The following is a 12,218-nucleotide window of genomic DNA, read 5'->3' on the forward strand; positions in this document are numbered from 1 at the left end:
TTACACCGGCATGCTCATGATGTCCTTGTAGGCGGACAAAAGTTTATTTCTCACTTGCAGCGTCGCCTCGAACCCGACCGAGGCCTGCTGGCGCGCCAGCATCACCTTGGCGATGTCCATGGTTTCGCCGCGCTCATAGCTTTCGGACAGCTTGGCGGCCTGTTGCTGGCTGTCGTTGACGCTTTTGACCGCCTCGTTCAGCGTGTCGGCAAAGCTTGCCGGCTGCGCGCTGGCCGCCGCCGCTGCACCCTCGGCCGCCTGTGCGCCACCGGTCTGTGCCGCGGCCTTCAGCGCCTGATTGCGCTCCAGGATCTGCGCGCGCAGCGCCATCACCCGGTCGACGCCCATGGCGCCGTTGACGCCCCCGATACTCATGCGGACAGCGCCTTACGCCCGGGCAGGCCGACATCCTCGCCCTGCTCGCGCGCCTTGGCGAGGCGATAGCGCAGCGTGCGCTCTGAAATCCCCAGCCGCCGCGCGGTCTCCATCCGGCTGCCGCCGCAGGCGGCCAGCGTTTCGCGGATCGCGGCGAACTCGCTCATCTGCACCACCTTGCCCAGCGTCGCCGGCACGGCGGGCTGCGCGGCAGAGGACAGGTCGACATCGTTGGCGACCATCGGCCGGTCGAACACGATATGGCTCGCCTCGATCGTGTCGCCGCCGGCGAACAGCAGCGCGCGCTGGATCACATTCTCCAGCTCGCGGACATTGCCCGGCCAGCTATGCTCGACCAGCGTCTCGATCGCCTCGGCGGTGGGCCAGGGGATGGTGCTGCGGCTGCCGGCATGGCGCAGGATCATCGTCGCGGCGAGCGCGGGGATGTCGCCGCGACGCTCGGCCAGCGCCTTGGTGGTCAGCGGAAACACCGCCAGCCGGTAATACAGGTCGGCGCGGAACCGGCCGGCCGCCACCTCGGCCTGCAGGTCGCGGTTGGCGCAGGCGATCACCCGCACGTCCACCGCCTGCGGCAGGCTGGCGCCCAGCGGCACCACCTCGCGCTCCTGCAGCACGCGCAGCAGCTTGGCCTGGAGTTGCAGCGGCATCTCGGCGATCTCGTCGAGCAGCAGCGTGCCGCCATCGGCCGCGCGGAAGAAGCCCTCGCCGCCCGACGACGCACCGGTGAACGCGCCCTTCTGGTGCCCGAACAGCAGCGCTTCCAGCATCGCCTCGGGCAGTGCTGCGCAGTTGATCGCGATGAACGGCTTGTCGGCGCGTGCCGAATTGGCGTGGATCGCGCGCGCCAGCACTTCCTTGCCGGTGCCGGTCGGCCCGTTGATCAGCACGGTGATGTCGGCCTGCGCCACACGCTCGGCCAGCGTGAACAGCGCCAGGCTCTCCGGGTCCGCCGCGGTGGGCATGCCCGCCCCCGCCAGCAGCGCCCGCATGAAGCCGTTGCCGACCGCCCCGTCCTCCGGCCCGAACGCGATCCGCGTCGGCAACCCGTTGCCGGGCCGCTCCAGCCGCCGCCCGGCATCGCCGACCACGATCGTCCGCGCCGGTGCCGCGATCGCCTCGTCCTCGGCGACCAGGAAGGTATCGCCCGGCTGGCCCGCGCCGCCTTCGACCACGGTCATGCCCTGCGCGCGGAGCGACGACAGCAGCGCGTAACGGCGCTTCGCAAGAACAGCAGAGGGAAGAATCGACGGCATCGGAGGGACATTCCTTTCGCCGTCCCCAATGCTCGATTCGTCCCCAAAAAAAGGTTAATTCGGCCGCTTGCCGGCAAACTATTTCCGGGCGCGTCGCCCCCGTGCGTGAGCACGCGCGCGCAGGCCCGCATCGCGCCCGCGCGAGGAGCGCCCCGGCGGCAACCGAACCGGCAAGACCGGCAAGATTTTTCCGACATCCGGCTAAAACCTGCCGCCGCCTTGCCGTTTCTCCACTTGGCGGCTCGGTGATCCGATGGGGATCGGAAAGGTTCGCCGAGCAAGAGATGGAGTTTCCGAAATGACCGTTATTGCCAGCAACATCAGCGCGCTGCGCGCCACCGCCGCATCGACCTCGGCACAGAACGCGCTGGGCAATTCGATGCAGCGCCTGTCCACCGGCAAGCGCATCAACTCGGCCAAGGACGATGCCGCCGGTCTCGCCATCTCGGCGTCGATGACCGCGCAGATCAAGGGCATGAACCAGGGCATCCGCAACGCGAACGACGCGATCTCGCTGGCCCAGACCGGCGAAGGCGCGCTCGACGAGGTCAGCAACATGCTGCAGCGTATGCGTGAACTGGCGGTGCAGAAGGAAAACGGCACCTACTCGGCCAACGACAAGACGAACATCAAGTCGGAGCAGGACGCTCTCGCGCAGCAGATCAGCAACGTGCTGTCCAACACCTCGTTCAACGGCATCAAGCTGTTCGACGGATCGACCGCTGCCACGCCGGCTGCAGGCACTGATGGCAAGGTCAGCATTCAGGCAGGCGCGAATGCCAGCGACAAGATCGAGGTGACGCTGGCTCGTCTTACCGACGACGCGGCCGTCACCAACGTCATCACCGCCGCCGTCGCAGGCCCGCCGGCCGTTCCTGCTTCGGTCAATGCCAGTGCAACGCTCGCCCAGTTCGACACCGCGATCGGCAAGGTTGCCAACGTCCGCGCCGGTCTCGGCGCCGCACAGAACCGCATCCAGTCCGCGGTCAACAACCTGACTTCGAACGCGACCAACCTGTCGGAAGCCCGCAGCCGCATCGAGGACACCGACTTCTCGGAAGAAACGACCGCACTCGCCAAGGCGCAGATCCTCAGCCAGGCGTCGACCGCGATGCTCAGCCAGGCGAACCAGTCGCAGCAGGGTGTGCTGAAGCTGCTCGGCTAACCGGCCCGACCCCACCGCCTCGGCCCGGCCGGGGCGGCAGGTACCGACACCGGCCTTCCCCTGCGGAAGGCCGGATTTCGGCGATGAGAATCTTTTTTATAAAGGTGGCGGCTGAACGGCCGTTCTCTGTCGTGGAAGCTCGACCTTCGCCGTGGGGGCGCGGAGAGCTTCGAGACGGAGAATGACCATGACGGTTATTGCAAGCAACATCAGCGCGCTTCGCGCGCAGGCGGCGTCCACCAACGCCACCAACTCGCTCAGCACCTCGATGCAGCGCCTGTCCACCGGCAAGCGCATAAATTCGGCCAAGGATGATGCAGCCGGTCTCGCGATCGCCGCCTCGATGAGCGCGCAGATCAAGGGCATGAACCAGGGCATCCGCAACGCCAATGACGGCATCTCGATGGCGCAGACTGCCGAAGGCGCGCTCGACGAGGTCAGCAACATGCTCCAGCGGATGCGCGAACTGGCGGTGCAGAAGTCGAACGGTACCTATTCCGCCAACGACAAGCTGAACATTTCTGCCGAGCAGGACGCGCTCGCGGCACAGGTGTCCAACATCGTCCGCAACACGCAGTTCAACGGGCAGAAGCTGCTCGACGGATCGGCGGGGACCGCGGGCGCCGTGACGATCCAGGCCGGCGCCAACAGCAACGACGCCATCACGATGACGTTCGGCGACCTCACCACCGCCACCGAGCTGACCAACGTCATGGTGCTGGGCGATCCGAGTGCGGCGACGCCTACGACCAGTTCGGTGAAGACCACCGCGACGCTCGAACAGTTCGACACCGCGATCGGCAAGGTCGCCAATGTCCGCGCCGGCCTCGGTGCGACGCAGAACCGTATCCAGTCGGCGGTGAACAACCTGACCGCCAACGTCACCAACCTGTCGGACGCGCGCAGCCGGATCGAGGACACCGATTTCTCGGAGGAAACGACCGCGCTCGCCAAGGCGCAGATCCTCAGCCAGGCATCGACCGCGATGCTCAGCCAGGCGAACCAGTCCACGCAAGGCGTGCTCAAGCTGCTCGGGCAGTAATCCGCCCGAAGCCCCGGCGCCGCGCCCCCACTCGGGTGCCGGGGCCGACCGACGCTGTTCCAGCACGGGTCGCAAGGGAACCCCGGTGGCGTGCAGCCACCGGGGTTTTGCGCGTCGCCCCTATATAAAGACTCGCGCGCGCGGGGGATCGCCCGTTCAGCGCAGGCTGGCCGTCACCCCGTCGATCACGAACTGCACCGCCAGCGCGGCGAGCAGCACGCCGAGCAACCGGGTGATCACCGCCTCGATCTTGGCGCCCATCAGCCGCATCAGCGGCCCGGCCATCAGCAGCGCGATCAGCGTCAGCACCAGGATCGACACCATCGCCCCCAGCACGACCAGCGACCGCTCGATCCCGCTGTTCCGGCTCATGAGCAGCATCACCGACGCGATCGATCCCGGCCCCGCGATCATCGGCATCGCCATGGGGAAGATCGACACGTCCTCGACCTCCGGATCGTCCGCCACCTTGGCCGCCCGGTCCTCGCGCCGCTGCGTGCGCTTCTCGAACACCATCTCCAGCGCGATCAGGAACAGCATGATCCCGCCCGCGATGCGGAACGAGGGCAGGCCGATGCCCAGACCGTGGAGCAGTGCCTCGCCGAACAGCGCGAAGACGAACAGGATCGCCGCCGCCACCGCCACCGCGCGCACCGCCATCGCGCGGCGATGCGTCGCCGTCGCACCGGCCGACAGCCCGGCATAGATCGGCGCACAGCCCGGTGGGTCGATCACCACGAAAAAGGTGACGAGCGACGAGAAATAGAGTTCGACCAGCCCGTTCACAGCAGGGTTTCGTCGATCGCCACGCCCATCCGACGCCCGGCGGACACCAGCGTGTTGCGCAGCAGCACCGCGATGGTCATCGGGCCGACGCCGCCCGGCACCGGCGTGATCGCACCGGCAACGGCGCGCGCACCCTCGAAATCCACGTCGCCGACCAACCTGGTCTCGGTACGGTTGATGCCGACGTCGATCACCGTTGCACCCGGCTTGATCCAGCCGCCCTCGATCAGCCTGGGGATGCCCACCGCCGCCACGACGATATCGGCAGCGCGCACCTTGGCGGGCAGGTCGCGGGTGCGGCTATGCGCGATCGTGACGGTGCAGCTTTCCTGCAGCAACAGTTGCGCCATCGGCTTGCCGACGATGTTGGACCGGCCGACCACCACCGCATCCAGCCCGGCCAGCGTGCCATGCACATCGCGCAGCAGCATCAGGCAGCCGAGCGGCGTGCACGGCACGAAGCCCGGCAGGCCCGTCGCCAGCCGCCCGGCATTGACCGGGTGGAAACCGTCGACGTCCTTGTCCGGATCGATCGCCTGGATCACCGCCTGTGCATCGAGATGCGCAGGCAGGGGCAGTTGCACCAGGATGCCGTCCACCGCCGGATCGGCGTTCAGCGCGGCGACCAGTGCCATCAGCGTCGCCTGGTCGATATCGGCGGACAGGCGATGCTCGAAGCTTTCCATCCCCGCCTCGCGCGTCGCGCGGCCCTTGGACCGGACATAGACGCTGGAGGCCGCATCCTCACCGACCAGCACCACCGCCAGTCCGGGGGCGCGGCCGGCCGCCGCCTTGAAGGGTTCGACCTGGGTGGCGATGCGGGCTCGCAGGCCCGCGGCATAGGCTTTGCCGTCGATGATCGTAGCGCTCATGCCCCAGTGCCATAAAGCGCGGCGGCGGTGCGCGCCAGCGTCTCCGCGTCCCCGTCCAGATGCAGGCGCTTCAACCGCGCCGTCTCACCTGCAACCAGCCGCACCGCCCCCCGTCGCAGCCCGAAGGCCTTGGCAACCAGCGCGATCAATGCTGCATTGGCCGCACCATCGACCGGTGCCGCCGCCAGCCGTGCGGCCAGATGGTCGGCCGTCCCCGATGCAAGCATGTCGCGCCCGGCGCGCGGCGTCACCCGGACGGCGATCTGCAACCCGCCCTCCCGCGGGGTCCATGCCGGCACGGCCGCGGATCAGCCAACCACGACGCCGTAGCTTTGCTGCATGATCGCCGTGCCCACCAGCCGGTCCAGGATGATGATCGCCAGCAGCACGACCATGGGCGACAGGTCCAGCGCGCCGAAATCGGGCAGGATGCGCCGTACCGGCCGGTACAGCGGATCGGTCATCCGCTGGAGCGCGTACCAGATCGTCCGCACCATGTCGTTCGACGTGTTGATGACGTTGAACGCGATCAACCACGACAGGATCGCCTGCACGATGATGATCCACCACGCGACGTTGAGCAGAATCTGGAGAATCTGGAGGATGTAGATCAACGCACGCGCTCCGTTTGGATGATGCCCGTTTATCTAGGCCCCATGCGCTGGCCCGGCAACGCCTGCGGTATATTTCCGGCCGTGGTACCGGCGCCTCAAAGGCTTTTTGGAAATTGGCGAAAGAGCCAATTTCGGGCGGTGCCAGCCAGTGCTGGGTGAACAGCGCTCAGCGCTGTTCAGATCATGCCGGGGGCATGATCGACCCGTCACTCCCCCACCCGACCTCCCATCAAGGATACTCTGTGGGAGGTCGAGTGGGGAGCGGGCTGGCACCGCGAAATGCACCCATAGCGCATTTCTAAACGGACTCTCAGCGCCGGACCAGCGTTCCCGCCCCGCGCCGGGTAAAGATCTCCAGCAGCATCCCGTGCGGCACGCGTCCGTCCAGGATCACCGCGGCATCCACGCCCGCCTCGACTGCCGATACGCAGGTCTCCAGTTTGGGGATCATGCCCCCGGAGATCGTGCCGTCGGCGCGCAGCGCGGCGATCGCTTGCGGGTTCAGGTCGGTCATCAGCTCGCCCTGCTTGTCCAGCACGCCCGCCACGTCGGTCAGCAGGAAGAAGCGCGATGCGCCCAGTCGTGCGGCGATCGCACCCGCCATGGTGTCGGCATTGATGTTGTAGGTATGGCCATCGGTGCCGATCGCGATCGGCGCGATGACGGGGATGATGCCGTCCGCCGACAGGCTGTGGATCAGTCGCGGGTCGACCGATACCGGCTCGCCGACGAAACCGAGGTCGACATGCCGCTCGATCCCCTGTTGCGGATCCGCCTCGCGCCCCCGCACCTTTTCCGCGGTGACCAGGCTGGCGTCCTTGCCCGAGATGCCGACCGCACGGCCGCCGGCCGCCGCGATCCAGCTGACGATTTCCTTGTTGATCGATCCGGCCAGCACCATCTCGGCGATGTGCGCGGTTTCCTTGTCGGTCACGCGCAGGCCGTTGACGAACTGCGACTCGACGCCCAGCCGCTTCAGCATCGCGCCGATCTGCGGTCCGCCGCCATGCACGACGACCGGGTTGATCCCCACCGCCTTCAACAACACGACGTCTTCGGCGAAGTCGCGCTGGCGCTCGGGGTCGCCCATCGCATGGCCGCCATATTTCACCACGAACGTCTTGCCCGCATAGCGCTGCAGATAGGGCAGCGCCTCGGTCAGCGTCTCGGCCTTGGCGAGCAGGGCGGCGTCGGGCGTATGATCGGTCATGCCGCGCCCCTTAGCGAAAGGCTCAGGCGCGATCCAGCCGCCGGCCCAGTCCGACGAACACATAGATCAGCGGCGGCACGATCAGCGCGGACAGCGCGACCTTGGCGATCATCTGGCCCACGATCAGCGGCCCGATCGGAAATTCGCCGTAGAATGCGATGGTGACGAACAGCAGCGTGTCGACCACTTGGCTCAGCATGCTGGCGACCGCGGCGCGCAGCCACAGCAGCTTGCTGCCCTCCGCACCTTTCAGCGCGGCAAAGATCGTCACGTTCAGCGTCTGCGAAATGCCATAGGCGACGATCCCGCCCAGCCAGATGCGCCACGTCGTCCCCAGGATCAGCTGGATCGCGTCGCGATTGGCCGGCACCATTTCGGGCGAGGGCGGCAGGATCCACACCACCCAGGACAGGAACAGCGAGACGAGCAGCGGCACGAAACCCACCTGCACCAGCCGGTTCGCGGTCGCGCGGCCATGCAGCTCGGCCACCGCGCTGGAGGTGACGACGAGCAGCAGGAAGGCGAAGATGCCCGCCTCCACCGCCAGCGGCCCCAGCGACACCTGCTTGTTGCCCAGCACGCCGGCAATGCAGACCATGCCGCCGTAAAAGATCGAAAGCGCGAACAGCGAGCGCGACAGCGCGATGGGTCGGTCCATGTCCCCTGCTAACGCGTCGCGCGCGAAGGTCAATTCGGGATGGCGGCATCCGGTCCCGCCTGTCGGACAATCAGCCTCTAGCCGCCTTGCGCCGGTGCCCCTATGCTATGGTGCCGCGCAGCCGGGGGGCCGCGTCGCCTTGATCCTAAGTCACGCCGGGAACAGCATGAATCGTATCGCCATCGGCTTGGCCGGTATTGTCGTTATTCTGGCGATCGCCGTCGCGCTGTCCGCCGATCGCCGGGCCATCCGCCCGCGCGTCGTGGGGGCCGCCTTCGCGCTCCAGGCCGGCATCGCCGTCCTCGTCCTCTATGTGCCGTGGGGCAAGCGCATCCTGCAATTCCTGTCGGGCGGCGTCGCGGACCTGCTCGGCTATGCGAATGCCGGCACCAACTTCCTGTTCGGCGCGCTCGCCACCGATCCGCTCGGCCGCAACTTCGCGATCCAGGCATTGCCGGTGATCATCTTCTTCGCAGCCCTCGTCTCGATCCTCTATTATCTCGGCATCATGCAGTTCGTCGTGCGCTGGCTGGGTGGCGCGATCGAGCGCGTGATCGGCGTCTCCAAGGTCGAGTCGCTGTGCGCGGCGGCCAACGTCTTCGTTGGCCAGTCCGAATCGCCGCTCGTCATCCGCCCCTATCTCGCCGGCCTGACCCCGGCGCAGCTCTTTACCGTGATGACCAGCGGCATGGCGGGCGTCGCCGGCACCATCCTGGCCGCCTATGCCTCGATGGGTATCTCGATCGAATATCTGCTTGCCGCCTCGTTCATGGCGGCGCCCGGCGGCATCCTGATGGCCAAGATCATCATGCCCGACCGCATGGAGCCGCCCGCCGGACAGTTGCCGCTCGGCGACAATCTGGAGGACGAGCAGATCGCGCTGGCCGAGGCGACGCATGACGAGGAACGCCCCGCCAACATCATCATGGCCGCAGCGCAGGGCGCACAGACCGGCGTGAAGCTGGCGGTCGCGGTCGGCGCGATGGTGCTCGCCTTTGTCGCGCTGGTTGCGCTGGCGAACGGCCTGCTCGGCGGCATCGGCGGCTGGTTCGGCCTGCCGGGGCTCAGCTTCCAGGCGCTGCTCGGCTATGTGTTCCAGCCGATCATGTTCCTGCTCAACGTGCCGTGGAACGAGGCGGCGATCGCCGGCGGCCTGTTCGGCGAGAAGATCGTGCTGAACGAGTTCGTCGCCTATATCGATCTCGGCAAGCAGGCCGCGCAGCTTTCGCCGCGCACCGTCGCGGTCGTCACCTTCGCGCTGTGCGGCTTCGCCAACTTCTCCTCCATCGCGATCCAGATGGCGGTGACGGGCAGCCTCGCCCCCAACCAGCGCCCGACCATCGCCCGCCTCGGCATCCGCGCGCTTGTCGCCGGCAGCCTGGCGAACCTGATGTCCGCGGCCCTCGCCGGATTGCTGATCGTATAAGGCCGGCGCGCCGGTTCAGTGCCTGATCCCTCTCCCACCGGGAGAGGGAGGGAGGCGCGTCAGCGCCGGAAGGGTGAGGGCGGCCCCCTCACCCCAGCACCACTCCCGCCGCCGCGAACTCCGCTTCCGCCACGTCCACCGTCGTGCGACCATCGGAAACCGGCATGCCGATCGCCCGCGCATGGTCCTTCACCACCACCGCGCCGAACCCCTCGCGCACTGCGTCCAGTGCCGACCACGCCACGCAGAAGTCATAGGCCAGCCCGACGAACACGCAGCGCCGCACGCCCAGGTCGCGCAGCGCCCCCGCCAGTCCGGTTCGCGTCACCTTGTCGTTCTCGAAAAACGCCGAATAGCTGTCGACCGCCGGGTTGATGCCCTTGCGTAAGATCAGCCGCGCCCGGTCGACCGCCGGCATCACCGCGGGGTGGAACCCGGCACCGGCCGACCTTTGGATGCAGTGATCCGGCCACAATACCTGCTCGCCGTAAGCCATCGTCATGGTGGAAAAGGGCGCCGCCCCCGCATGGCTGCTCGCAAAGGAGGAGTGCCCCGCCGGATGCCAGTCCTGCGTCACCACCACGGTTGCGAACGCGGCCGACAGCGCGGCGATCGGCGCCATCACCGCATCGCCGTCCGTCACCGCCAGCGCGCCGCCCGGGCAGAAATCGACCTGCGGGTCGATCACCACCAGCGCGTCGCCCGGCTGCACCGCGAATCCGCTCACCGCGTCGGCACCGGTTCGTCACCCGAATAGTCGTAGAAGCCGCGCCCCGTCTTGCGGCCATACCAGCCCGCCTCGACATATTTCACCAGCAGCGGCGCCGGGCGGAACTTGGGGTCGCCCGTCCCTTCGAACAGCACGCGGGTAATCTCCAGACAGGTATCCAGCCCGATGAAATCGGCCAGCGTCAGCGGCCCCATCGGATGGTTCAGCCCCAACTGGCACGCCGCGTCGATATCCGGGATCGTCGCCACGCCCTCGCCCAGCGCGAAGCACGCCTCGTTCAGCATCGGCATCAGCACGCGGTTGACGATGAAGCCCGGCGCGTCGTTCGCGCGCACCACCCGCTTGCCCAGCTTCTGTGCATAGGCCTCCACCGTCGCCACCGTCTCGTCCGACGTGGCCAGCCCGCGGATCAGCTCGATCAGGCCCATCACCGGCACGGGGTTGAAGAAGTGCACGCCGACGAAGCGCGCCGGATCGGGCGATGCCTGTGCCAGCCGCGTGATCGGAATGGACGAGGTGTTCGATGCCAGCACCGCATCGGCGCGCAGCACGCGGCCGACATCCTCGAAGATCGCGCGCTTGATCGCCTCGCGCTCGGTGGCCGCCTCGATCACCAGATCGCAGTCGCCCATCCCGGACACGTCGCCCACCGGCTCGATCCGGCCGAGCAGCGCATCGGCATCGGCGCGCGTCATCTTCTCCTTGGCGACCTGCCGGTCGAGCTGTTTGGCGATGCCCGCCTTGCCCTTTTCCGCCCGTGCCAGATCGGTATCGGCCAGCAGCACGCGAAAGCCCGCGCCTGCGGACACCTGGGCGATTCCTGCGCCCATCTGTCCTGCCCCGATCACGCCCACTGCCTGCATGTCCACACTCTCCTTGGTCGTCGTTGCGCCCGCCCTACCGGGTTCGGAACGCAGCGACCAGCGGCGGGTTGAAGGACCATGCACCCGATCCCGTCCGCCCTGGCCTTCGCGCTCGTGCTCACCGCCTGCAACCAGGCGCCACCCGCCGCGCCTTCGCCCGATCCCACCGCAACGCCGGCCACCACCCCGACACCCGCCGCCGCCACCACCCCGACCGCCGACTCGGGCGTCACCCCCAAGCTGGCCGATATCCGCGTCTTCCGGGACTGGGCGATTGCATGCGACAATGGCGGCCTGTGCGAGGCGGCATCGCTCGCCGCGGGGGAAAACGGCGTGCTCGGCACCGGGCTGATCGTGCGGCGCGAGGGCGGCCCCGACGGCGCCGTCACCGTGCTGCTGCGCAAGGCCGATGGCCAGGTGGATACCGCCGCGGTCCAGGTCGACGGCAAGGTGGTGGCGCAGGGCCGACCCGATGGCGAGTCGCGCCTGCTCCTGACCGGGGACACCGCACGTCGTCTCGTCGATGCGATGATCGCCGGCCGCGTCGCCAGCATCCGCGTCGGGGAGCCGGTGGCCCTGTCGCTGTCCGGCCTGTCCGCCGCGATGCGCTATGCCGACGATCGGCAGGGCCGCGTCGGCACCGTCACCGCGCTCGTCGCCAGGGGCGATCGCCCGGCCGACACCGTGCCCGCCGCCCCCGCCCTGCCCGTCGTCCGCGCCGCGAACCTCGCCGACGCCCCCGCCGAAACGCCCACCGCTGCCGCCATCGCCGACATGCGCCGCCAACGGGACTGCCCCGCGGACGACTTCGGTCCGGTCAGCCAGGAGGGCTACCGCCTCGACGCGCGCACCACGCTCGTCCTGCTGTCCTGCGGCTCGGGCGCCTACAACTTCATGACCAAGCCGCTGCTGCTCCGCGACGGCAAGCTGGCTCCGGCACCGTTCGACATCGCCATGGATTTCGGCGAGCCCAAGCCTGCCGGCACCCCCGCCACGCTGGTCAACGCCGATTGGTCGGCCGACACGGGACGGCTGACCAGTTGGGCCAAGGGCCGCGGCCTCGGCGATTGCGGCAGCCTGCAGCGCTTCGCCTGGGACGGCACGCGCTTCCGTCTGGTCGAGGCCAAATCGATGACCGAATGTCGCGGTGCGATCGACCTCGTCAGCATCTGGCGCGCCGACGTGACCCGCTAACAGGAGACA

At 68.1% G+C, this 12,218-nt stretch carries 14 protein-coding genes; 4 read left to right on the forward strand and 10 right to left on the reverse strand.

Annotated features, from left to right (window positions below; translation table 11 throughout):
* Complete coding sequence (fliE, locus tag NPJ82_RS00205) at nt 1–375, reverse strand: flagellar hook-basal body complex protein FliE (RefSeq protein ID WP_112381680.1); 375 nt, start codon at nt 373–375, stop codon at nt 1–3.
* Nucleotides 372–1,649: a sigma-54 dependent transcriptional regulator gene (locus NPJ82_RS00210; protein ID WP_112381681.1), complete on the reverse strand. Its 1,278-nt coding sequence runs from the start codon at nt 1,647–1,649 to the stop codon at nt 372–374. Before NPJ82_RS00210 ends, fliE begins: the two co-directional genes overlap by 4 nt.
* A 298-nt stretch (nt 1,650–1,947) precedes the next feature.
* Between NPJ82_RS00210 and NPJ82_RS00215 the strand changes: the two genes are divergently transcribed.
* Together NPJ82_RS00215 and NPJ82_RS00220 are read left to right on the forward strand one after the other, a co-directional pair.
* Nucleotides 1,948–2,814 carry a flagellin gene (locus NPJ82_RS00215; RefSeq protein ID WP_267347729.1) on the forward strand — a complete coding sequence of 289 codons (867 nt, stop codon included), beginning with the start codon at nt 1,948–1,950 and terminating at the stop codon, nt 2,812–2,814.
* A gap of 187 nt (nt 2,815–3,001) precedes the next feature.
* Nucleotides 3,002–3,856 (forward strand): flagellin, encoded by an 855-nt coding sequence (locus NPJ82_RS00220; RefSeq protein ID WP_276589315.1) that lies wholly within the window; start codon nt 3,002–3,004, stop codon nt 3,854–3,856.
* 156 nt (nt 3,857–4,012) lie between these two features.
* Here the strand turns inward: NPJ82_RS00220 and NPJ82_RS00225 are convergent, their stop codons facing one another.
* The 6 genes from NPJ82_RS00225 to NPJ82_RS00250 all read right to left on the reverse strand — a co-directional run bounded on the left by NPJ82_RS00225 (nt 4,013) and on the right by NPJ82_RS00250 (nt 7,996).
* Nucleotides 4,013–4,633: a MarC family protein gene (locus NPJ82_RS00225; protein WP_149681496.1), complete on the reverse strand. Its 621-nt coding sequence runs from the start codon at nt 4,631–4,633 to the stop codon at nt 4,013–4,015.
* Between the two features lie 5 nt (nt 4,634–4,638).
* A complete protein-coding gene (gene folD / locus NPJ82_RS00230; protein ID WP_342657970.1) occupies nt 4,639–5,514 on the reverse strand; it encodes a bifunctional methylenetetrahydrofolate dehydrogenase/methenyltetrahydrofolate cyclohydrolase FolD in 876 nt (291 codons plus the stop codon).
* Nucleotides 5,511–5,783, reverse strand: coding sequence for a DUF167 domain-containing protein (locus NPJ82_RS00235; RefSeq protein ID WP_342657971.1), 273 nt, complete (start codon nt 5,781–5,783; stop codon nt 5,511–5,513). The genes folD and NPJ82_RS00235 overlap by 4 nt, the downstream gene beginning before the upstream one ends.
* A 39-nt stretch (nt 5,784–5,822) precedes the next feature.
* On the reverse strand, nt 5,823–6,128 hold the full coding sequence (locus NPJ82_RS00240) for a YggT family protein (protein WP_149681333.1): 306 nt from the start codon (nt 6,126–6,128) through the stop codon (nt 5,823–5,825).
* A 310-nt stretch (nt 6,129–6,438) separates the two neighbouring features.
* On the reverse strand, nt 6,439–7,338 hold the full coding sequence (argB, locus tag NPJ82_RS00245; protein ID WP_112381687.1) for an acetylglutamate kinase: 900 nt from the start codon (nt 7,336–7,338) through the stop codon (nt 6,439–6,441).
* Nucleotides 7,339–7,360: 22 nt separating this feature from the next.
* Nucleotides 7,361–7,996: a queuosine precursor transporter gene (locus NPJ82_RS00250; protein ID WP_112381688.1), complete on the reverse strand. Its 636-nt coding sequence runs from the start codon at nt 7,994–7,996 to the stop codon at nt 7,361–7,363.
* Nucleotides 7,997–8,162: 166 nt separating this feature from the next.
* Here NPJ82_RS00250 and NPJ82_RS00255 point away from each other — a divergent pair, with 166 nt between their 5' ends.
* Nucleotides 8,163–9,422 carry a NupC/NupG family nucleoside CNT transporter gene (locus NPJ82_RS00255; protein WP_112381689.1) on the forward strand — a complete coding sequence of 420 codons (1,260 nt, stop codon included), beginning with the start codon at nt 8,163–8,165 and terminating at the stop codon, nt 9,420–9,422.
* A gap of 88 nt (nt 9,423–9,510) precedes the next feature.
* On the opposite strand, the gene pncA is transcribed toward NPJ82_RS00255, so the two are convergent.
* The gene (gene pncA / locus NPJ82_RS00260) at nt 9,511–10,149 is read right to left on the reverse strand and encodes a bifunctional nicotinamidase/pyrazinamidase (RefSeq protein WP_342657972.1); all 639 of its coding nucleotides are present in this window, start codon (nt 10,147–10,149) and stop codon (nt 9,511–9,513) included.
* Nucleotides 10,146–11,015 (reverse strand): 3-hydroxybutyryl-CoA dehydrogenase, encoded by an 870-nt coding sequence (locus NPJ82_RS00265; protein ID WP_112381691.1) that lies wholly within the window; start codon nt 11,013–11,015, stop codon nt 10,146–10,148. The genes pncA and NPJ82_RS00265 overlap by 4 nt, the downstream gene beginning before the upstream one ends.
* A gap of 78 nt (nt 11,016–11,093) precedes the next feature.
* Between NPJ82_RS00265 and NPJ82_RS00270 the strand changes: the two genes are divergently transcribed.
* Complete coding sequence (locus tag NPJ82_RS00270) at nt 11,094–12,209, forward strand: DUF1176 domain-containing protein (protein ID WP_342657973.1); 1,116 nt, start codon at nt 11,094–11,096, stop codon at nt 12,207–12,209.
* Nucleotides 12,210–12,218 lie beyond the last annotated feature (9 nt).

Origin of the sequence: Sphingomonas sp. NY01, from assembly GCF_038809135.1 — a bacterium.
GTDB lineage: Bacteria > Pseudomonadota > Alphaproteobacteria > Sphingomonadales > Sphingomonadaceae > Sphingomonas > Sphingomonas carotinifaciens.

What these genes read in the sequence shown, in the direction of transcription:
- NPJ82_RS00220 (WP_276589315.1), top strand. Translation starts at nt 3,002, where the DNA reads ATGACGGTTATTGCAAGCAACATCAGCGCGCTTCGCGCGCAGGCGGCG.
- NPJ82_RS00210 (WP_112381681.1), bottom strand. Translation starts at nt 1,649, where the DNA reads ATGCCGTCGATTCTTCCCTCTGCTGTTCTTGCGAAGCGCCGTTACGCG.
- folD (WP_342657970.1), bottom strand. Translation starts at nt 5,514, where the DNA reads ATGAGCGCTACGATCATCGACGGCAAAGCCTATGCCGCGGGCCTGCGA.
- fliE (WP_112381680.1), bottom strand. Translation starts at nt 375, where the DNA reads ATGAGTATCGGGGGCGTCAACGGCGCCATGGGCGTCGACCGGGTGATG.
- NPJ82_RS00250 (WP_112381688.1), bottom strand. Translation starts at nt 7,996, where the DNA reads ATGGACCGACCCATCGCGCTGTCGCGCTCGCTGTTCGCGCTTTCGATC.
- NPJ82_RS00215 (WP_267347729.1), top strand. Translation starts at nt 1,948, where the DNA reads ATGACCGTTATTGCCAGCAACATCAGCGCGCTGCGCGCCACCGCCGCA.
- NPJ82_RS00265 (WP_112381691.1), bottom strand. Translation starts at nt 11,015, where the DNA reads ATGCAGGCAGTGGGCGTGATCGGGGCAGGACAGATGGGCGCAGGAATC.
- NPJ82_RS00255 (WP_112381689.1), top strand. Translation starts at nt 8,163, where the DNA reads ATGAATCGTATCGCCATCGGCTTGGCCGGTATTGTCGTTATTCTGGCG.
- argB (WP_112381687.1), bottom strand. Translation starts at nt 7,338, where the DNA reads ATGACCGATCATACGCCCGACGCCGCCCTGCTCGCCAAGGCCGAGACG.
- NPJ82_RS00270 (WP_342657973.1), top strand. Translation starts at nt 11,094, where the DNA reads ATGCACCCGATCCCGTCCGCCCTGGCCTTCGCGCTCGTGCTCACCGCC.